21 protein-coding genes are annotated in these 20799 nt (G+C 44.1%); 6 read left to right on the top strand and 15 right to left on the bottom strand.

Annotation, left to right across the window (positions count from 1 at the left end; all coding sequences use genetic code 11):
• Positions 1-105: 105 nt before the first annotated feature.
• Positions 106-1731 carry a TolC family protein gene (locus tag JaK3_RS02855; RefSeq protein WP_068320464.1) on the top strand — a complete coding sequence of 542 codons (1626 nt, stop codon included), beginning with the start codon at positions 106-108 and terminating at the stop codon, positions 1729-1731.
• Positions 1732-1744: 13 nt separating this feature from the next.
• On the opposite strand, the gene waaC is transcribed toward JaK3_RS02855, so the two are convergent.
• From waaC to JaK3_RS02825, 6 genes are read right to left on the bottom strand one after another with little or no spacing between them, the layout of a single operon-like run.
• Positions 1745-2797, bottom strand: coding sequence for a lipopolysaccharide heptosyltransferase I (gene waaC / locus JaK3_RS02850; protein WP_068320462.1), 1053 nt, complete (start codon positions 2795-2797; stop codon positions 1745-1747).
• 38 nt (positions 2798-2835) lie between these two features.
• Positions 2836-3396 carry a dTDP-4-dehydrorhamnose 3,5-epimerase gene (rfbC, locus tag JaK3_RS02845; RefSeq protein WP_205627475.1) on the bottom strand — a complete coding sequence of 187 codons (561 nt, stop codon included), beginning with the start codon at positions 3394-3396 and terminating at the stop codon, positions 2836-2838.
• 2 nt (positions 3397-3398) lie between these two features.
• Positions 3399-4328 carry a glucose-1-phosphate thymidylyltransferase RfbA gene (rfbA, locus tag JaK3_RS02840; RefSeq protein WP_068320460.1) on the bottom strand — a complete coding sequence of 310 codons (930 nt, stop codon included), beginning with the start codon at positions 4326-4328 and terminating at the stop codon, positions 3399-3401.
• Between the two features lie 49 nt (positions 4329-4377).
• A complete protein-coding gene (gene rfbD / locus JaK3_RS02835; protein WP_276203335.1) occupies positions 4378-5370 on the bottom strand; it encodes a dTDP-4-dehydrorhamnose reductase in 993 nt (330 codons plus the stop codon).
• A gap of 17 nt (positions 5371-5387) precedes the next feature.
• The gene (rfbB, locus tag JaK3_RS02830) at positions 5388-6446 is read right to left on the bottom strand and encodes a dTDP-glucose 4,6-dehydratase (protein WP_068320454.1); all 1059 of its coding nucleotides are present in this window, start codon (positions 6444-6446) and stop codon (positions 5388-5390) included.
• 50 nt (positions 6447-6496) lie between these two features.
• Complete coding sequence (locus JaK3_RS02825) at positions 6497-7438, bottom strand: glycosyltransferase (protein ID WP_068320452.1); 942 nt, start codon at positions 7436-7438, stop codon at positions 6497-6499.
• A gap of 6 nt (positions 7439-7444) precedes the next feature.
• Here JaK3_RS02825 and JaK3_RS02820 point away from each other — a divergent pair, with 6 nt between their 5' ends.
• Together JaK3_RS02820 and JaK3_RS02815 are read left to right on the top strand one after the other, a co-directional pair.
• Complete coding sequence (locus JaK3_RS02820; protein ID WP_068320450.1) at positions 7445-8461, top strand: glycosyltransferase family 10 domain-containing protein; 1017 nt, start codon at positions 7445-7447, stop codon at positions 8459-8461.
• On the top strand, positions 8454-9479 hold the full coding sequence (locus JaK3_RS02815; protein ID WP_068320448.1) for a hypothetical protein: 1026 nt from the start codon (positions 8454-8456) through the stop codon (positions 9477-9479). The genes JaK3_RS02820 and JaK3_RS02815 overlap by 8 nt, the downstream gene beginning before the upstream one ends.
• 1 nt (position 9480) lies before the next feature.
• On the opposite strand, the gene JaK3_RS02810 is transcribed toward JaK3_RS02815, so the two are convergent.
• Genes JaK3_RS02810 through JaK3_RS02800 form a run of 3 tightly spaced genes read right to left on the bottom strand, consistent with a single transcriptional unit; the run spans position 9481 to position 12652 of the window.
• Positions 9481-10401 (bottom strand): glycosyltransferase family 2 protein, encoded by a 921-nt coding sequence (locus JaK3_RS02810; protein WP_068320446.1) that lies wholly within the window; start codon positions 10399-10401, stop codon positions 9481-9483.
• Complete coding sequence (locus JaK3_RS02805; protein WP_068320444.1) at positions 10401-11300, bottom strand: DUF6492 family protein; 900 nt, start codon at positions 11298-11300, stop codon at positions 10401-10403. The genes JaK3_RS02810 and JaK3_RS02805 overlap by 1 nt, the downstream gene beginning before the upstream one ends.
• Positions 11297-12652, bottom strand: coding sequence for a glycosyltransferase family protein (locus tag JaK3_RS02800; RefSeq protein WP_240480858.1), 1356 nt, complete (start codon positions 12650-12652; stop codon positions 11297-11299). Before JaK3_RS02800 ends, JaK3_RS02805 begins: the two co-directional genes overlap by 4 nt.
• Before the next feature lie 85 nt (positions 12653-12737).
• Between JaK3_RS02800 and JaK3_RS02795 the strand changes: the two genes are divergently transcribed.
• Positions 12738-13661: a glycosyltransferase 61 family protein gene (locus JaK3_RS02795; protein WP_068320442.1), complete on the top strand. Its 924-nt coding sequence runs from the start codon at positions 12738-12740 to the stop codon at positions 13659-13661.
• On the opposite strand, the gene JaK3_RS02790 is transcribed toward JaK3_RS02795, so the two are convergent.
• From JaK3_RS02790 to JaK3_RS02770, 5 genes are read right to left on the bottom strand one after another with little or no spacing between them, the layout of a single operon-like run.
• Positions 13641-14609: an aspartate carbamoyltransferase catalytic subunit gene (locus tag JaK3_RS02790; protein ID WP_068320440.1), complete on the bottom strand. Its 969-nt coding sequence runs from the start codon at positions 14607-14609 to the stop codon at positions 13641-13643. The two genes, JaK3_RS02795 and JaK3_RS02790, sit on opposite strands and share 21 nt — an antisense overlap.
• Positions 14609-15109, bottom strand: a complete 501-nt coding sequence (gene pyrR / locus JaK3_RS02785; protein ID WP_068320438.1) for a bifunctional pyr operon transcriptional regulator/uracil phosphoribosyltransferase PyrR — start codon at positions 15107-15109, stop codon at positions 14609-14611. Before pyrR ends, JaK3_RS02790 begins: the two co-directional genes overlap by 1 nt.
• A 32-nt stretch (positions 15110-15141) precedes the next feature.
• Positions 15142-15573 carry a Holliday junction resolvase RuvX gene (gene ruvX, locus JaK3_RS02780; protein WP_068320436.1) on the bottom strand — a complete coding sequence of 144 codons (432 nt, stop codon included), beginning with the start codon at positions 15571-15573 and terminating at the stop codon, positions 15142-15144.
• A complete protein-coding gene (locus JaK3_RS02775) occupies positions 15566-16210 on the bottom strand; it encodes a YqgE/AlgH family protein (RefSeq protein WP_068320434.1) in 645 nt (214 codons plus the stop codon). The genes ruvX and JaK3_RS02775 overlap by 8 nt, the downstream gene beginning before the upstream one ends.
• A 21-nt stretch (positions 16211-16231) precedes the next feature.
• Positions 16232-17044 (bottom strand): YdcF family protein, encoded by an 813-nt coding sequence (locus tag JaK3_RS02770; protein WP_240480857.1) that lies wholly within the window; start codon positions 17042-17044, stop codon positions 16232-16234.
• A gap of 73 nt (positions 17045-17117) precedes the next feature.
• On the opposite strand from JaK3_RS02770, the gene JaK3_RS02765 reads away from it, so the two are divergent.
• Together JaK3_RS02765 and JaK3_RS02760 are read left to right on the top strand one after the other, a co-directional pair.
• Positions 17118-18590 carry a cryptochrome/photolyase family protein gene (locus JaK3_RS02765; protein WP_068320429.1) on the top strand — a complete coding sequence of 491 codons (1473 nt, stop codon included), beginning with the start codon at positions 17118-17120 and terminating at the stop codon, positions 18588-18590.
• Between the two features lie 39 nt (positions 18591-18629).
• Positions 18630-19469, top strand: coding sequence for a symmetrical bis(5'-nucleosyl)-tetraphosphatase (locus JaK3_RS02760; RefSeq protein WP_068320427.1), 840 nt, complete (start codon positions 18630-18632; stop codon positions 19467-19469).
• A gap of 28 nt (positions 19470-19497) precedes the next feature.
• On the opposite strand, the gene hemL is transcribed toward JaK3_RS02760, so the two are convergent.
• The gene (gene hemL, locus JaK3_RS02755) at positions 19498-20799 is read right to left on the bottom strand and encodes a glutamate-1-semialdehyde 2,1-aminomutase (protein ID WP_068320425.1); all 1302 of its coding nucleotides are present in this window, start codon (positions 20797-20799) and stop codon (positions 19498-19500) included.

The raw sequence follows: 20799 nt of genomic DNA, 5'->3' as shown, positions 1-20799 counted from the left end.
GGTATACAGAGCCAATCTTGGGGTTTTGGCAAAATAGTGTCTAAATATGCAATTTGAATAAATTAGCCTTAAACTGCATAGCACACAGAAAAGTACCCGAATTACATGACCCCAAGCCGCTTTAGACTTTCTAGACTTACCGCCTTTGGTTTGATCCTAAGTCAAGCGCTGGGCTGGAATGCATGGTCTGGCAGTGCAATGGCTCAAAGCCCCAATACCGCTTCAAAACCTGCATTACCCACTCCAATGAGCGCCTCAACACTCATTGGCTTAGATCAGCCGCCACAAATCGCGCCACCTCCGACCAAACCAGCATTACCGCCGGTTGTGGCTCCGTCCAATTTGAACGGTAATAAAGCTGCCGATAACAAGGGGCAACTAAGCGATCTACTTCAGCTTTATCAAGAGGCCGCTTTTAGCGATCCAGTATTAACTGCAGCACGCTTTAATTACCAAGCAAGTAAAGAGTTGTACTGGCAAGGATTTTCATTGCTAATGCCTCAAGCCAATGCCACACCAGGTGGCACGCGTTACTACCAACATGGCACTGGCAATACTCAAGTTTCTAATTCTCCCGGCAATTCCAGAGTCTTTGATCAAAAAAGTTATACGGTCACCTTAACGCAGCCTGTATTTAACGTTGCTGCACTTGAGTTATTTAAGCAAGGGGATCTCAATACTAAGTTGGCGGATATGCGCTTTTTTTCAGCGCAACAAGATTTGATTTTGCGTGTGTCTCAAGCCTATTTTGATGCACTAACAAGCCAAGATAACGTAGCACTCTATAAGAATAAAAAAGATTTAATCAAACAACAGCTCGAAGTTGCTCAAGCGAAATTTGATGCAGGCTTGGCGACCATTGTGGATGTCAATACTGCACAAGCAGCGATGGATTTGGCAACTTCTCAAGAGATCTCTGCTCAGGCAGACCTCATCGTGAAGCGTGGCGCCCTGGAACAGATTGTTGGCCGCCCCGTAGGCGCATTAAAGCCATTAGTGAAAGATGCCAAGATTGAAGGTGTACTAAGAGATCCTCGAAGCAAATCTAAGGACGCCAAAGGCAATCCGATTGCTGATAGCGTCAACCCTCATTTGCCGCCAGGTCAAACGCTCGATGATTGGATTAATCAAGCAGAGACTGCAAACTTTAACGTCTTAGCCGGGCAACTCTCTGTCAATCTTGCTGAGAGCACATATCGCGGTGCACAGGCTTTAAATTATCCAACTGTGAATTTCGTAGGCACTTCTGGATACAACACCTCAAACGGCACTCCAAATAACTACACACCTAACAATACCAACGTATATAACAATACTGTGGCACTGCAAATGGTTATTCCACTGGTATCAGGTGGATACAACAGCTCAGTCATTCGTCAAAATGCCGCTCTATTGGATGCGGCAAAAGCAAACTACGATAACTATCGTCGTACAGCCGCTCAAAATACTCGCGCTGCTTTTACAGGCTTTTATGGTGGTCTAGCAAGCGTTAAGGCATATGAAGCGGCTGAGCGCTCAACGTCTTCAGCCCTAGAATCCAGCAAACTTGGTTTTCAGGTGGGTACCTTAATCAATATTGATGTGTTGATTGCGCTTGATTCATTAATTAATACGCGTTCTTTATTGCAACAGGCCCGCTACAGCACAATTCTGAACGCGATCAAGTTAAAAGCGCACGCTGCCGCTTTAACTGATGAAGACTTAGTTTCTATTAATGCCTTACTACGCTAAGTAGCAATCAGAATTACGAGAGTAATTCAGTAGCAGCCTGCAGTACTTGCTCTACTGATGGTGGTTTTTGAATATCTCCCACATTACGAATGTTGCTAGACCAATAGCCCTCTGTTTTCCAAAGTGGTGAATCACAATAAATTTCTACAGTCGGCTTGTTCAACACTGCAGCTAAGTGCGTGAGGCCAGTATCAACCCCCACCGTTAATGCAGCACCAGCAATAACCGCAAAAGCATCTTCTATAGAAAATGCTGGTGGTACTAATGCATTCGGGATCTGCGCAGCAATTTCTTTACTCACTGCCTGCTCCGCTAAATTACCCCAAGGTAAAACGACTTGATAACCTTGAGCAGCTAATGTTTTTCCTAAAGCCACCCAATGGCTATTGGGCCAGCGCTTGGCCTCTCTCGCGGTGGAATGAAAACACAACACATAAGGGGCCGATAGCTGCTGGGTAATAGGCATGCCAGGTAACCGCAAAGATTGAATATATTGGTCAGGATAAAACTGGGGAGCGCTTGTACGCTCTAGCAATGGCCAATCCAAGGCTGAGCACATTACCCAACGTGAACGATCAACAGCATGACATTGAATCGGCACTTGTACAGACTGGTTATAAAAAGATCTTGCTATCGGCTCATATCCAGAAAACTCGGTTGCATTAGCCAAGCCCGCTATTGCTGCATTTGGAGTCTTTTTGGCTAACGAGCAAACAATTGCTGACTTCAGCAAGCCTTGGGTTTCAATAACGACGTCATAAGATGTTTCTTGTAGTATTTTCTTAAATGCAAAAAACTCTTTCCAGGTAGATAACTTAAGAAGATTCTTTTTCCACCGACGCAAACCAAAAGGGATGATGCGATCGATACCCCGGAAACCATCTTTGGAAAGCAATGGTGTTAGGAGATGGACATAACCCTCTTCAACCACCCAATCAATTTGGGCATTTGGTAAGCGCGCCCGCAAATCCCACACAATCGGAAGATTGTGAAGAACATCTCCCAAAGATGATAGTTTGACCAAGAGAATCTTGGTCTGTTGGGAATGGGTCGATAAATCGCTCATATGAGCATTATCTTATCTTTTGCAACCAACACAGAGGATTAGAACTTAGGCGCAGCATCCCATGAGAAACCAGCGGTATCTTTAGCATTCATATTAGGCTGAATGCCACTGGGCAAAGGCCACTCGATACCAACCGTAGGATCATTCCAGGCCAGGCAAGCCTCGCTTTGTGGATGATAGTACTCAGTAGTTTTGTATAGAAACTCTGCTGTTTCAGAGAGCACTAAAAATCCGTGCGCAAGCTTTGCTGGTATCCACATCTGCTTGTGGTTTTGAGCACTTAACTCAACTCCAACCCATTTGCCATATGTTGGCGAATCTTTACGAATATCCACCACCACATCAAACACGCTACCGGCCACCACTCGCACTAACTTGCCTTGTGTTTGCTCGAGCTGATAGTGCAGGCCACGCAATGTCCATTGACGTGAGAAAGAGTGATTATCCTGAACAAACTGCACATCTAAACCAGTAGCAGCAGCAAAATCTAGCGCATTAAATGATTCGGTAAACCAGCCGCGCTCATCACCAAATACTTTTGGCTCCACGATCAATACATCGTGAATGGCTGTAGAGGTAATTTGCAACTTGGATGACATGTTTACTTTCCCGGCTTTTTAGAGGAAAGAGAAATTGGCTGAGCAGAGCTGTTAAGCTCATTCAAAATCTTCGTTAGATATTGCCCATAGCTATTCTTGCTCAACTGGGAAGCAACTTTTTGTACCGTCTCAGCAGTAATCCATCCTTGACGATAAGCAATCTCCTCCGGACAGGCTACCATCAAGCCTTGGCGCTTTTGCAAGGTTGCAATAAAGCCGGCAGCATCCAATAAGGAATCATGCGTACCGGTATCAAGCCAGGCAAAACCACGGCCCATAATTTCAACATTCAACTCATTCTTTTCTAAATAGGCTCGATTGACATCGGTAATCTCGAGTTCGCCACGAGCACTAGGCTTAATTGCAGCAGCAATGTCGCAGACTTGATTGTCATAGAAATACAAACCAGTCACCGCATAGCTACTTCTGGGCTTTAACGGCTTCTCTTCAATAGAGAGTGCTTTGTAATCTTTGTCAAATTCCACCACACCATAACGCTCTGGATCATTGACGTGATAAGCAAACACCGTTGCACCAACACTGCGCTCATGCGCACTATTGAGCTGATCAACCAATTCATGACCATAGAAAATATTGTCACCAAGGACTAAAGCACTTGGGTGATTACCAACAAAGTTTTTACCTAGAGTAAATGCTTGTGCCAAACCATCCGGCGAAGGCTGCACACAATATTCAATATTGAGACCCCACTGCGAACCATCGCCCAAAAGTTCTGCGAAGCGCGGTGTATCGTGCGGCGTAGAAATTAAGAGAATGTCACGAATACCAGCAAGCATCAAAGTGCTTAATGGGTAGTAAACCATTGGCTTGTCATACACGGGCATCAATTGCTTAGATACGGCCTGCGTCACTGGATAAAGACGAGTGCCTGATCCGCCAGCCAAAATAATGCCTTTGCGATTTACTGTCATTGTGAACTTCACCTTATTTGAGCGAACCCAAGCCGCACTGCTAAAGGCCTTAAATCAAACCTTCTTTAGCCAACTGAGCTACATATTGCTGAACCATGTCTTCCCAAGCTGGGAAATTTGGCTCATTTTGAGTTTGATTATAAGAGTTTGAAGTGTCAGAAAGGCCGCCTGCAAGGGCTAACCGTAATTTAGCGTTAGCCATACGAGAATTGGTGGGCCTAGGAGCTGGAAGCGGGTATTCAGCTGCCAGAATGGGCTTAATGGACTCGGGTTTGGCTTTGAGGGCTATGCCTGCATCTAGAGCAGCCTGAACTGCCATACAAGCCAAGCCATGCCATGTCGTTTCACCAGTGGGTATTGCGTGATAGATGCCCGATGCAAATGACTTGATTTGGCATTGGGGGTCAAGCACTAACGCTAGACTCACTTTGGCAAGCCAATCCGCGCTCGTTGGAACACCCTGCTGATCATGAACGACTTTTAACTCATCGCGTTCTTTTGCTAAACGCAACATCGTGCGTATGAAATTACCGCCAGCACCATAAACCCAGCTAGTTCTAAAAATAGCAAATTGGCCAGAGGCGGAATTTGCAAATGCTTCCTCTACCGCAATCTCACCAGCAGCCTTACTTTTGCCATATACACCTAATGGATTGCGCTCATCACTCTCGACATACCAACCACTCTTGCTGCCATCAAATACATAGTCGGTCGAGTAATGCAAAAAAGTTGCGCCATGTTCGGCTGCGTATTGGGCCATTAACTCAGGTGCGCGGGCATTGATGGCAAAAGCCATCTCCATATCACTTTCAGCCTTATCCACCGCTGTATAGGCAGAGGCATTGATGATTAAGTCAGGCTTTGTCTTGAGAAGGAGATTGCCGAGAACATTTGTATCACTTAAATCGCACTCAGCACGACCTACATATTCAATGGCTATATTGTTAGGAATCGATTGAGAGTCAAAAAGCGCCTTGAAAGCCTTTCCGAGCTGCCCATCTTTTCCGAAAACTAAAATATTCACTGAGTGTTGAGTACTTATATAAGGAGTTAGTGAATTTAGTTGTACTGCTTTTGTAGCCAGTCACGATATGAGCCACTCACTACACCGTCAACCCAAACTGGATTATCTAAATACCACTGTACTGTTTTGCGTATACCCGTATCAAAGGTTTCTGCTGGACGCCAGCCAAGCTCACGCTCCACTTTGCTGGCATCAATCGCATAGCGACGATCATGACCTGGTCGATCTTTTACAAATGTAATTTGCTCAACATAAGACTTACCATCAGCACGAGGTTTGAGTTCATCCAAAATCCGACAAATCGTCCTCACCACATCAATATTGGCTTTTTCATTCCAGCCGCCAATATTGTAAGTCTCACCTAACTTACCTTTAGCCAATACCTCCCGAATAGCAGAGCAGTGATCGCCAACATACAACCAATCACGAATTTGCTGACCGTCACCATAGATAGGCAATGGCTTACTATTAAGTGCATTCAATATCACTAACGGAATCAATTTCTCGGGAAAGTGATAAGGGCCATAGTTATTAGAGCAATTGGTTGTTACTACCGGGAATCCATAGGTATGGAACCATGCGCGCACCAAATGATCGGAAGCCGCTTTAGATGCCGAGTAAGGACTATTAGGCTCGTAAGAATTCGTTTCTGTAAAAGCAGGATCAGTCAAAGATAGAGAGCCATACACCTCGTCAGTAGAAACATGATGGAAGCGGAAACGCTCTTTGCCAGCTGCATCCAGACTATTCCAATATTCACGCGCACACTCTAATAAATTAAAGGTACCCACAATATTGGTTGTTACAAATTCTGCTGGCCCATGAATAGATCGATCTACATGACTCTCAGCAGCAAAGGTCACAATAGCTCTAGGCTGATGTTCTTTTAACAGCCTGGTGACTAACTCTTTATCACCAATATCGCCATGAACAAAAATATGGCGAGGATCATTTTTTAAAGAATCTAGCGTGGCAAGGTTGCCCGCATAAGTCAGCTTATCTAAATTAATAACACCTTCACTTGCTGGATTCTTGAGCCAGTCCAAAACAAAGTTGCCACCAATAAAGCCAGCGCCGCCAGTAACTAATATCATTTTTAATCTATTAAATAAGTGAGTGCTAATTGAACTAAGTAACTAGGCAATTAAGGTGTTTGCATTAATTGAAGGTACTTATTAAAGCGTTTCTTGCCAAATAGCAGAATCCCTAGTTTCTGCACCAATTTTAATCCGCCCCTCGCCTTAGGCAAAGGAACCTGCTCTACCGTGCCACCAGGCGTCTTATCGCAATTAATCAAGGCTGGGTTAATAAAAATCCGATAACCCTTTTGACGCAAATCACGATGAAATGGAATGTGGTCAGCGACATCAATACCATTCGCTTGATCATCCGTGCCCGCGTATCTACCGGCTAAAAAAGATTCACGCGTATAGATGCCTAAGCCACCAAAAGCAGAATCGACTTCGATCAAATCTGCTCTTGGATCAATGGGTGACTGTTTACATGTCACTGCAATATTTTGAGCCATGTCATTACCCAGAATATTTTCCAATCGATGCTTTTGCTCCCAGCAATCCATTGGATTCCAATAAGGGTGACTCAAACCCCAAATGTCGTAATACTCACCTAGTTGATTTGCAGTAATAACATCCCAGGGCTCCTCTACCTCCCAACATTGGGCAATTTTTGCAGGAGTGACTAGAGCATTCATGCCGTCTAAATCTGCCATGGCAATGTAATCAATGTCAGCATATTCTGGCTTTGAAGCTACTGCATCAATAATCAGATTTCTACACAAGGCAATTCGGTCTGTACGCCTTGGATATTGATTGCTTAAATTACCCACGCTAATAAATGAGAAGTTTTTAATAACGCCCTGTAGTTCTTCTAATTTTTTCGGGGTATCATCACTAGAATCGCTCTCAACTACAAAGCAATGTATTTCCTTGAAGTTACCAAGACTTGCAACTAAGGTTTCAACCTCATTTTGAATCGTATGCGCCACATTCCTAATCGGGCCAGCCAGCAAAATTTTGGAGTCGGCAATTGCCTTACGAGCAGGTTTTCGAAACTTAATTAGAGTCATATAAAAATGTTATTTGCCAATTACTATCAACCTGATAGGGTAAAAAATGCCTCTTTTGAGGAAGTCGATAGACATCATACCTACAACCCCACCTTTACCAATAGATTACTAAGATCAGAGTTTCTGAAGCACGGCATTGAATTAAACAATCCAGACGTCAATGAAGGTCGTGAAATTGCTTTTAGTATTTTGCACGATGGCCAAGCTCTAGACCAAATTTCTGAGCCAAAATACCTGATTGCCACTGAAAACCCCTATATTTGCCCACTGAACAAAGATAAGTCATATTTAAGCCAGTTCAACGGGGTATTTACCTGGAATACTGACTTTGCAAACCTACCAAATGTCAGTCATGTCTTCATCCCCAATCAGATCAGAAGTCTGCATACACCCTCGTTTTTCGAGAGACCCATTTTTTCTTGCATTATTAATGCTAATAAAGCATTTCCGAAGGGTCTAGAAAACGATCTCTATCGCGAACGTCTAGAAGTAATCCGATGGTATGAGACCAACGCACCTGAATATTTTTCCTTATATGGTTTAGGTTGGGGCAAGCCAGCACCCGCTTTTACTCCTGCCGAGAAAGTAGCTCGGCGAATGAAACGTCTAGCAAGTCAGCTCTTTGCATACAAACCTTTTCCGAGTTACGCCGGTGAAGTATCCGATAAAGAATTGATCTATCGCCAAACGAAATTTGCCTACTGCTACGAGAACGTAGCCAATTTGCCTGATTACATTAGCGAAAAAATATTTGATTGTTTTTTTGGTGGCTGCGTTCCAGTCTACTGGGGCTCCAGCACGATCAGCCAGCATATTCCCAACTCCTGCTTTATAGACAGAAGAGACTTTAAGAACACCGCTGAAGTTCATCGTTTCTTGATGAATATTGATGAGATTGAATACACAAAATACCAAGAGAGTATTCGCGACTTTCTGTTAAGCCCAAAGGCAATGGAGTTTGACACCGCTAGCTATGTCTCAACGATTATCAATAAGATTCTCAAAGATTTGAATCATGCTTAACCGCTACATCCTCGATTACGATAATCCCGATGCTGGCATCGGTCACTCGATGGGCATCCTAAACCGCGCCCTTAAAATCGCTGAGCGTAATCATCTTCAGTTTGCTTACTCAGAGACGCAGCTTGCTAAGTCTCATGAGCAATCATTACGATGGAAGTTCAAGCAGAGTCTACGAAAACTGCGAGGACGACACGCCAATGAAACGCACAACATTGGGAATGATCTCAATGAAATGCTTGACCCTAAAACTCTACTTGCTAGCCGTGAAGACATTGAGCAAAGAATTCGGCGTGGAGAAATAAAGCTAATAGAGCTACCTGCTTTTGAAATCCATATCCCATCGAACGAGCAAAATGATGAGCTCATTTACAAGTCAGTAGATGATTTCATTCAAAGCCATCCTGAACCAAATACTGCCTTCAAAATCAGCAATAATCGCTTTGGCGACTATGAATATGCCTCAACTAGAGATTGGTTTCTCAATGCTTATTCCGAAGCGCGTAAGCAACACCCTATCTCACTCACATTTGATCCAAATAAACTGAATATTGCCGTCCATATACGTCGCGGAGATCTGTTACCAGGCCGTCAGTTTTCAGATCTTTCTTCCAGAATGCTGCCTGATGCTTGGTATTTAGAAATCCTCAATACGATCATTCGCAATACCCAAAAAGATATCGCTATTCATATTTTCAGCGAAGGCAAAGACGGTAAATACCACTCAGAAAGGGGTGCACCGTTTTCCTGGAAATCATATTTTGAAAATACGCCACATGTAGTTCATGAACATATTGATAGTGACTTCAAAGGCACATTTCATCACTTATTAAACGCTGATATCCTCATTGGCTCTAAGAGTGGCATGAGTCATTTGGCTGGCATGCTGAGTAAACAGACAAAGATCATGCCGAAGATGTGGCACTCCTATAGAGGAGCCAATCAACTGCTAGAAGTATCGAGCTTGCAATCAGAGCTCAATCAAGAGGAAATTGCCAAACATTTAGAGCAATTACTCTAAGCTACCTCACCAAGAGGGTTGCCCAAAGCCCCACCAATAAGCGCTCGAGGCGCGTTAGCGGAGTCCAGAATCCGTTTCTTCGAAACTGAAAGCGGGCATAAATCTCACAATTTGCTTGCAGAGAAATTCCTTTAAAGCGTTGATTCAAGGCTCGCAATAAACCTGCGCCCACGGATACTCTCTTGGTCCATGGCAACTGGCGTGGGTAAAAATCCAAAGAGATCCCCAATAACTCCAGGTACTTTTTCTGCACTTCAATTGTGGTGATGCGGAACTTATCCAAATGCACTGAGCTTGTTTGAGCTGGATAGCGGCGGTAAGTAATCAAACGCTCTTTGAGATTTAAAAATCGATAGCCAGCAGCAGCCATCACCACCCATAGGTAGTAATCTTCTGAGGTCAAAATAGTGGTGTCATATTTAAAGCGCTTAAATATTTCAGCCTTACCCATCATGGCAGAATTACAGAGCCCGCAATATACAGAAAGTAGCGAACGTAAATCGGCATCGGTAAATTTATCTTTAGATTTCTTTATCTTGCCTGAGGCCTCGTCTAGAACCCATTGCGCACTACCGCAAAGATCACATTCCCCAGCTTCTAAACTACGCAATTGCTTTTCAAGACGGGTACGATCGGCAATATCATCGGCATCCATCAATGCAATATATTGGCCGCTAGCCCTATCAATCATGTCATTACGCGCTCGAACCACTCCGTAATTCTGATCTGAAAGTATCTTCACAATACGAGGATCGTCAAAACTCTGGATCACTTGCCGTGTATTGTCAGAGGAGCCATCATCAAAAATAATTAGCTCAATATTTTGATAACTTTGATTGAGGATGCTCTCAATTGCCTCAGCGATGTATAACTCTGAGTTATACGCGGGCATCAGTACGCTAATTAATGGCTGCTGATTCATTAAATAAAGCTTTGTAAGTAACGGCCGAATCGTTTCAACTTTTTCAGCGCTCTTGATGCAAGAGATTTTTGGCTCGCACCATAGTCCAAGCTGAGATCCCAACTTGACTGATAAATCACACCCAAATAATTTTGCTTAAGCTTATCTAGCGTCTCACCGCTTCTGCGCAACAAGAAAAAGTGCCAATCATAGTAATAAATCCGAAAGAGTTGCTCTATAGGATGCAATGGGATAGCCTTGAAATTTAACAAGGCCTCTAGATACAGCAAGGTCTCCGGATGCTCTGGAGTGCAAATATCCCAGAAGGTAAGCCCCTTAGGCTTGAGATAACTCTCATCAAGAGAGCTCCATACCTTGGCCGACCAAATAAATGGCGGGCAAGGGCAATAGTAATTAGGCCCAAGACGCCCAAACAACTGTTTCACCCTATCGCCCTCAGCGATTAACTGAAGTGGCGCCTTGGCAAAGCCGCGATCAACTGCTAACTGGAAATATTCTTTGTTTTGGTAAATGACTGTGTAGGGATTGCCATCATCAGCCAAGAAATCAGACCGATAAAAGTTTTTAATAAATAGACAATCAGAATCCAAACAAACATAGTTCTCGCATAATCCTAGGCGCCAGAATTCTGATTTAATAATTTGCTGAGTCAAGCTACCCGATTTATCTTTCTCGATTCCCGCTGGTACGCTTGTGTTTGCCTGAATAATGGACTCATCCGAAACCCATTGATAGCCTTCGCTACCAATTAGCTGAACTAATAAATCATGGTCAGCTTGAGGAGTGGAAATATAAAACGGAATGCGATCGCTGTTATATTGAGATATGGACTGCAGTAGGCGCTTAAGTCGCAAGAAATCTTTGCGATAGGACTTACAGTAAAGAACAATGTCTTTCAAGAGACGACCTTTTCTTGAGCAATATGCGAAAGAATACTGCTAACTGCCTGATCAACGCCAATTGGCTGCCAAATTGGCTGCAGAAGCTGTTTTTGCTGCCAATCTAACCAAATTCTTTCGAGGGCCATAGCAATCCCCTTCTCATCCCCATCAGCACTTAAATAGGACTTTCGATCCAATAGCATTTGATCTAATTGTGGATTGCGGTGGGTAATACCCCAAATAGGTCTGCCAGACCAAAGATAGTCATAAAACTTCGATGGAATGTACTCTGCGCACCATTCATCATTGCCGTGGAGCAAAATCAATGCATCAGCTTCTTGCATTTTTTGTGCAACTCGCTCGCGCCCTGATTTACCGCTGACCGGATCGCGCTCTAAGCGACCGTGCGCTAATAAAACATCAGAAAAACCATACTGATTAATAGCGGCCACAGATAAAGAATCTAAGGGTGCGCCATAGGCGTGAACTCGTAGATGATTTCTAGCGTCAGGATACTTTTGAAACAACGTATGTGCTGCCCGCAAAACAATAGAGAGCGATCTGTCATTTGCCAAGGAACCAAAGTGACATAAATTTAAATATTCACCGTATTGATGTTGAGACGTCCCCTGCATTTCACCCGGGGGATTGGCGCCAGGCATCACTACAAACCCTCTAGCATTGCCAGGGGTATTTAAATTCGGATTTCTGACTTTGGCGTAATGGAGTGCCCCATCGGTAAACCACCAGACATAATCTGAATACTTGCAAAGCTGACTTTCTAAATAGTGCCGAAAGCGCGCATCTCGATTTTTGGGCTTCTCAAATCCCTGGTCATTGGGATTCTTACGAATCACTAAGGGATCATGCACCTCTGAAATCAAAGGCAAGCCTGTGGCACGCTTTAACCAAACTCCAGCTAAATGTGCTGACCAAGCACTACCAATGGAATAGATTACATCCACCTTACCACTGCGAATTAAGAGATAACCGCGCACAAATGCAGGCAAGGCCCAAGACCACTGGCTCGAATACCCCAAGAGGAGTTTTTCAATACCGATAAATGGGGCTAGGAGTATAGAAACGGTGCGTGTCAGGAGCTTGTAAATAAACCCGCGCCCATATTGATTGGCTATCCAATGTCGAAAATCAAACCTAAAGGCTGCTGGGCCCCAGGCTAAAAACTGCTTATGAGGGAAACGCTCATCTTTTAAACCAGTAATGGCACTAAAAACAATTGGCTTAACACCGGCCTCTAAGAAATATGGGATCTTATCGGTAATGGTCAAACTAGCTGCCCTACCATCCATGTTGAAAGCATGAGATAGAAGAAGCCAGTTTTTCTGTTGCGTAATAGATTTAGCCTTCAATCAGCACCCTTATATCACCGCTTAAAATCACATTAGTGTCTAGAATTATAGTAGGCTTCCCCTTACACATTAAATATTAAAGTGCATGCACAAAATTAAAGACTTCTTTCAGAAATGGCTATTTAAGTTTGCCGGGAGCGCGAGCTATATCCTCTTCAAAGATCAGCTCTATAGCAAGAATCCAATTTCAGTAAAAAATGACCGCGTTCATTACGCTAGGCGCTGGTCACTATTGCCTATTGATTTAGAGGTCGAAAATCTAGAAGGTGAAGAATTTTATTTATTAATTATTCACACAGACAATATCGCCCATTTTTTTCATGATGTTTTCTTCCCCTTTTATCTTGAGTGGAGAAAAAATAAAAAACGAGTCTGCGTCTCTATTAAAGGCAATACATTCCAAAGAGAATTTCTGGAATCCATCATTGACCCTAAAGATTTAATCTTTTTAGATTACGACAAGGCTTATGCATTTTCTAAGCTGGTCGTTACTCCTGAAGGTAGAGATCTTAAAATCTATCCTAACTTTCAAGAAATTTGCCGAGAGATTAAAACAATCTGTTTTGCAAAACACGGCATTTCTGAGATACGAAATAAAAACCTGATCTATGGCAGAAACGAGCTCAGCCGCAAGAATCTACTCAATATTGACCAGGAATTTTTAAAGGCAAACCATATTGATCAAGTCTTCTTGTCTAAACTCAGTTTCAAAGACTATCTTCAGACGCTAGCAAATGCTCAGACCTTTACCTACATGGTAGGTGCTGGCGTATTTAACCTGCTTTTTTTAAACGACGACGTTAAAGTCTTAGAAATAAACCCTTATCGGAATAATTCTTGGGCTCAAATGTTTGGCCTATCAACGCTCTGTGATTTCAATGTGGTCATTAGTAACAATCTAGAGCACTCTGCAGCTGCCGCTCAAGATGAGTTAATACTAGATAGTCATGTGAATTTTGATGAGCAAATTGCGGCGGAAATTACTAAATTAATTTCCAGCCACAATTGACATCACTGCCATACGCACCGCAATACCAAAGGTCACTTGATTCAAGATGACCGACTGCGGGCCATCGGCTACCGCTGAATCGATCTCTACCCCACGATTCATTGGACCTGGATGCATCACGATGGCATCAGATTTGGCGAGAGCCAAGCGAGCCGGTGTTAAGCCGTACTGTTTAAAAAATGCATCTCCCTCGGGAACTTGACCAGCCTCCATGCGCTCTTTCTGAATACGCAGGGTCATCACCACATCAACATCTTTTAAACCCTCTTCCATGCTGTGGAAGACCTTAACACCCAACATGTCCAAATCACTTGGTAATAAGCTTTCTGGGCCAATAGCACGGATGTCTTCGCACCCCAAAGTAGTTAAAGCATGAATATTCGACTTTGCTACACGACTGTGAACAATATCACCCACAATTGCCACTTTTAAACCTTTGAAGCTTTGTTTGAAGTGGCGCATCGTATACATATCCAGTAACCCTTGGGTAGGATGCTGATGACTGCCATCGCCAGCATTCACCACATGCACATGTGCTGGTACGTGGTTAGCAATTTCAATTGGCGCCCTAGATACGCTATGACGAACAACAAAAATATCTGCCTGCATCGCTACCAAGTTATCAATAGTATCGAGGAGACTTTCTCCTTTTGCAGTTGATGATGTAGAAATATCTAAGTTAATGACGTCTGCCGATAAACGCTTGGCAGCGATCTCAAAAGTTGTTCTAGTGCGAGTAGAGTTCTCGAAGAAGAGATTAAATACACTTTTACCCCTTAACAAGGGAACCTTCTTTACCTCACGTGATGGATCGGTCACACTGACAAACTGCTGAGCCGTATCCAGAATATGAACGATTTGTTCTTTAGGAAGTCCTTCAAGGGTTAGAAGATGTGTAAGCTCTCCGGCAGCATTAAATTGATTCACTGGCTGATATATCGAACTCATCACTCACGCTCCTCTAGTACGAAACTGAATTTCCCAGCTGTATCTTTTTCTAAAACCAGAATTTGGTGATCTGGAACACTTACCTCTTCACCAACAAAATTGGCGCACACAGGAAGCTCTCGGTTACCACGATCAGCCAAGACCATTAACTCCACATGTGCTGGTCTACCAAAATCAAACAACTCATTTAGGGCGGCTCTAACAGTTCTGCCAGTTAACAGAACATCATCAATCAAAATCACAGTGGCACCGTTAACATCAAATGGTAGATGGGTCGTCATGGTGCTAGCCGTCCGAAGTGCAGTCATACCTTTTTCCGCATAGTCATCACGATGAAAAGCCACATTAATGACGCCGTAGTGCGGCAAACCTAAGTCTTTCGCTAAACGCGCGGCAATCCAGGCACCGCCCATTGCAAGTCCGACCAATTCAAAAGATTCTGCCTGCTTCAACCCACGAAGCTTTGCTAGTAATTTTTCGTATAACTGTTCTGCATTCATTCTTTAATCACCGCTATATATAAACTGCATTTTTATTCGACAGCCTTAGAGCCGACTTCTGCAAAATACTGCTCCAAAATAATGGCTGCCGAGTGAGCATCTAGATTGTCCCGCATCTGGAGATCACCCTCTAAAACTACGGAGGAGTAGCGCTCATCCACCCAGACTACTGGCAAATGAAAACGGCCATGTAATTGATTGCCAAAACGCGTGGCTTTGGCCGTCATCTCATGGGGTTTACCATCTGGATGTGTTGGTCGGCCAACCACCAATAGATCAGGCTGCCAATCTGCCAGAAGCATCTCTATGTCTTTAAATAAGGTATCGCTATTGACTGCTGAAATGGTCTTCAAAGGTTCGCCTGCCTTTGTTACTGAATTGCCAACGGCAACACCTACACGTCTAGTCCCATAGTCAAATGCCATCACCGTAATAGGTGCAATAGATGCAGCGGGCTTATGCATGCCCCGCCTCTCCAGAGAGGTCAGAGAGATCAAAACCTAAATGATTCATCGCCTTTTGATAGCGCTGGCTTGAGGGAGTATTAAAGATAATTTCTATCATTTGCTCGCGGTTCAGCGGAACATTAATCCAACCATTAAGGGTAATCTCCTCTTCGAGCTGTCCCGCACCCCAACCCGCATAACCCAGAGTCATTAAAAACTGTGCAGGCCCTTTACCGTTGGCTACCTCCTCCAATACATCCTTAGAGGTAGTCATAGTTAAACCGCCCGGAATGATTAATGAGGAGCTGTAAGAAAGCTTGGGATTGGATTCGTGCAAAACAAAACCACGCTCTACCTGAACAGGCCCACCAAAATAAACTGGCTGGTCCAATAAAGGAGCAATCTCCAACTTGAGATCGATTTTGTCAAACAGAGTACTTAAGTTAACCTCAGTTGGCCTATTAACCACCAACCCCATAGCACCTCTCTCAGTATGCTCAAAAAGATAAATTACTGAGCCGGCAAAATTAGGGTCAACCATCCCTGGCATAGCAATTAAAAACTGATTAGCAAGATGGTCGGCAGAAAAAGAAATTGATGACTCTGGCGAAGCCGCTATATCTGAAGCAGAGGGTGCTTTTTTAGCAGAAGTCATGGCCTTTATTTTACCGAAGATCTAGATTTTTCCGGTAATCCAGTAAGCCAGCAGGCCCACAGCCTCATGCACTACAGCATGCCAGTTTTGTGCGCCATCGACCAAGTTGAACTCTGTCCACTGCAGGCGATTAGCAGTCTGGTAATCCACCGGTAAAGGCAATACAGGTAAATCTTGTTTTTCAAAGATTTTGACCGATCGATACATATGGCTGGCTGAGGTGATTAGTAGCCAAGGCTTTAATTGTCCAGCTTCATCCTTTGCCCCAAGCTCTTGGATCATCGGCTTCATATAAAGCACATTCTCATAGGTGTTACGAGATTGATTTTCATAATGAGCCTGAGCTTCATTTAGGCCCTGTTCCTGAACCAACTGTTTAAAAGCATCCGCCTCGGATATGCCTCTCGGATTAATACGCCCAGAGGCGCCGCTAAAGATATAAGGTAGGTTGGGATGCTTACGAGCGAACTCAAACCCCTTTGTAACGCGCTCTGCTGAAGAATGAATAGATATCTCCCCCCGATCCACTGCGATCTGTTCACCAGAAATTGCACCACCTAAAATAATGATGCCCCCAATCTTATTATTGAGATCATTTGGTAAAGTCGCCTTAGGAACCAGATTTTCAATAGCTCTCAACGGTAACTCTGAGGCAGGTAACCAGCCCACTAGCAGAAGATCGAAGAGCGCTAGTACTAAAAAACGCTTACAAAGATGAGGTTTGCGTAGGGACAAGAAAAGGAGGCCCAATAAGACAAAGGCGATCACCCAATTGAGTGGCTCAATGCAAAATTGCACTACTTTCGAGAGAATAAAAAAGATCGTATCCATCATTGCCTAAGATCTTAACCCGACTACCCTACCCTGCCGTCTGCATTTAAGTTGAATAAGCCCTAATATAGGGGCTATGCAAAAAGCACTTGTTTGGCTCCGCCGCGATCTCCGCCTGTATGACAATGCAGCCCTCCATTACGCACTCAAAGAGGGTGGGCAAGTTTGGCTCACTTTCATTTTTGACACCGATATTCTCAAACCCTTGTTGAAGGGTGAGCTTGATGCCAATGGTCTTAAACATGACCGCAGGGTTGATTTCATCTGGCAAGGCTTAAAACAAATCGATGATGAACTACGTAAACAAGGTGGAGGACTGATTGTCCGCTACGGTCAACCAACTCAATGCATTCCCGAAATTGCCAAAGAACTCGGTGTAAACACAGTATTTACCAATCATGACTATGAGCCTTCAGCAATTGAGCGCGATGAGACTGTCAGGGTTCAGTTAGAAAAACAAGGTATTGGGTTTGAGACTTTTAAAGATCAAGTGATCTTTGAGAAAAAAGAAATTTTGACCAATTCGAATACCGTCTTTTCTATTTTTACGCCATATAAAAATAATTGGCTCAAGACACTTCAAGAAAAAGATCTCTCTGCTTATGAATGCAATCCGAAACCAGGGCAGCTTGCAGAGATTCCCAAGAAATTATCCGCACCATTTCCTTCCTTAGAGTCTATGGGTTTTTGCCCCACCGGCGTTGAAAGCTACCTGCCGCCTGGCTCTGAAGGTGGCCAAGCCTTTTTAGAAGACTTTCTTCATCGCATAGATCAATACCAGGTTGGCAGAGACTTTCCCGCGATCAAGGGCGTGAGTTATCTCTCCACCCACTTACGTTTTGGCATGTTATCCATTCGAGGTTTAGTGCGCGAAGCTCATCGACGCATGCTAGCGGGAAGCATGGGTGCCACTATTTGGTTAAGCGAATTAATATGGCGTGATTTTTACTTCATGATTCTGGCTAATCATCCTCGCCTTGCTAAGGGCGCATCTTTTAAACCCGACTACGATAATATTGCGTGGGAGAGTGGTGCCACTGCTAAGAAATTATTTACCGCTTGGTGTGAAGGTAAAACTGGTTACCCACTTGTTGATGCAGCCATGCATCAACTGAATCAAAGTGGCTATATGCATAACCGCTTACGGATGGTGGTGGCCAGCTTTCTAACGAAAGATTTGGGAATAGATTGGCGCTGGGGTGAGGCTTATTTTGCTGAACATCTCAATGACTTTGAACTCTCCTCTAATAATGGTGGCTGGCAATGGGCTTCTTCGTCAGGCTGCGATGCCCAGCCGTATTTCCGAATCTTTAATCCTATTACCCAATCAGAAAAGTTTGATCCAGAGGGCAAGTTCATCAAACGCTATCTACCGCAATTAGAAATACTCTCCAAGAAGTCGATTCACGCCCCGTGGAAGGCTGGCCATATCGAGCTAGAGGCGGCAGGCATCAGCCTGGGAAGAGATTACCCATTGCCGGTTGTAGATCATGATGAAGCGCGCAAGAAGACTTTAGTGCGCTACAGTGTTGTGAAAAAAATCACTTAACAAAATCCATAAGCCCTCATTTCCGCTTTAAGATTAGGTATGAGCAAGATCTATGCCGTAGGTGATGTCCAAGGCTGCGCACCTTCGTTAAAAGCCTTAGTCAAAAAGCTTCCTCCAAAATCTAAAATGATTTTTCTGGGGGATTTAGTTAATCGCGGGCCTGATTCATTGGGTGCATTGCGACATTTGAAAACCTTACAAGAATCTGGTCGTGCTGAGTGTATCTTGGGTAATCATGATTTGCACCTACTTGCAATTGATGCTGGCCTTCGTAAAACGAAAGGGCTAGATACTGTTGAGCCCATTTTGCATGCCCCTGATCGGGTAGAGCTCATTGACTGGATACGAAATCGCCCCATGGCATTGAGTAATGGCAAAGTCCTCACTGTTCATGCAGGAGTGCTACCCCAATGGGACTTACAACAAACCATTGAATGCGCCCAAGAGGTAGAAAAGGCCTTGCGTGGCAAGTCTTACAAAACCTTTTTGGCCAATATGTACGGTAACACCCCCACCAAATGGAGCAACTCCCTAAAAGGGTATGAACGCTTGCGAGCCATCACTAATGCCTTAACCCGCATGCGATTTTGTAGCCCTACCGGTCAAATGGAGTTTGAAAGTAAAGAAGGTTTAGAGGATGGACCAAAAGGCTACACACCTTGGTTCATGGCGCCCAAGAGAAAGACTGCTAACACCTTAATTTACTTTGGGCATTGGTCCACACTAGGCTTAATGCGTAAACATAATGTCATTGGTCTAGATACCGGCTGCGTCTGGGGCGGAAAACTCACCGCACTGGAAATTGCAGATTCCAATCAAGACAACCCGAAATTAGACATCATTCAAGTGGGTGGCTATGACCACCCACTCAGGATGTAAATCATTGCAAAGATAAATTTTTAAAGGCTTAAAGCTTTTTAAATGAATTCTCAGCTGCAGCAATAATTTCATCGAGCACAGCATTGTCATGTGCAATGGATGTGAAACCTGCCTCGTATGCAGATGGTGCTAAGTACACCCCTTCATCTAACATCAAGTGGAAGAATTTCTTAAAGGCATCAATATTAGATTTAGTCACTGCCTCAAATGAGGTGGGAACTTCATTGGTAAAGTAAAAGCCAAACATCCCGCCCTCGCTATCTACAGCAAAGGGGATATTGTTCCTATCGGCAGCTGCTTTTAAACCGGCCATTAATTTTTCTGTCTGGCCTGTCAAGCACTCATAGAAACCTTCTCGCGAAATAATCTCGAGAGTCTTTAGACCTGCAGCGACTGCAACCGGGTTGCCAGAGAGAGTGCCAGCCTGATACACATTACCTAAAGGTGCAAGCTTGGACATGATTTCTTTCTTACCGCCAAAAGCTGCCATCGGCATGCCGCCGCCCATGACCTTGCCTAGGCACGTGAGATCTGGGGTGACGCCTTGCAAAGACTGAGCACCGCCCAAAGCCACCCTAAAGCCAGTCATGACCTCGTCATAAATTAATACAGCGCCATACTTACTAGTCAAACTCCGAATCGCCGTTAAAAATTCCTTAGAAGGCTTGATTAAATTCATATTGCCTGCGATTGGCTCGATGATGACCGCAGCAATTTGATCGCCCTGCTTTTTAAATACTTCCTCAATCGCAGCGACATCATTGTATGGCAACACTAAAGTATGTTTCACCAAATCCTGTGGCACACCGCCAGAAGATGGTGCATTTTGTGTAGAGTCAGCAAAGGTCAATAGACCGGAACCAGCCTTTACCAAAAGACTATCAGCATGACCGTGATAGCAACCTTCAAACTTGATAATCAAATCACGGCCAGTGTAGCCACGAGCTAAGCGCAGGGCACTCATCGTCGCTTCTGTGCCACTAGACACCATGCGCACCTGCTCAACGCTTGGCATTAAGGCGCAAATGCGTTCTGCCAATTCAATTTCACCTTCGGTAGGTGCGCCATAGCTAAAACTGGTTTCAGCAGCTTTCTGAACTGCAGCTACCACTTCGGGATTTGCGTGGCCCACGATCATCGGGCCCCAAGACATAATTAAATCGATATAGCGCTTATCGTTGGCATCCCAAAAGTAAGGGCCTTTGGCTTTCGCAACAAAACGGGGTGTTCCGCCAACTTGACGGAAAGCCCTCACTGGGGAATTTACTCCTCCAGGAATAGTTTTTTGTGCACGCTCAAATAGCGCTTCGTTTTGGTCTACGTTTGCCAT

The sequence above is a fragment of the Polynucleobacter yangtzensis genome (assembly GCF_001595965.1).
GTDB classification, from domain to species: Bacteria; Pseudomonadota; Gammaproteobacteria; order Burkholderiales; family Burkholderiaceae; genus Polynucleobacter; species Polynucleobacter yangtzensis.
This window is presented reverse-complemented; position numbering and strand designations above follow the sequence as displayed.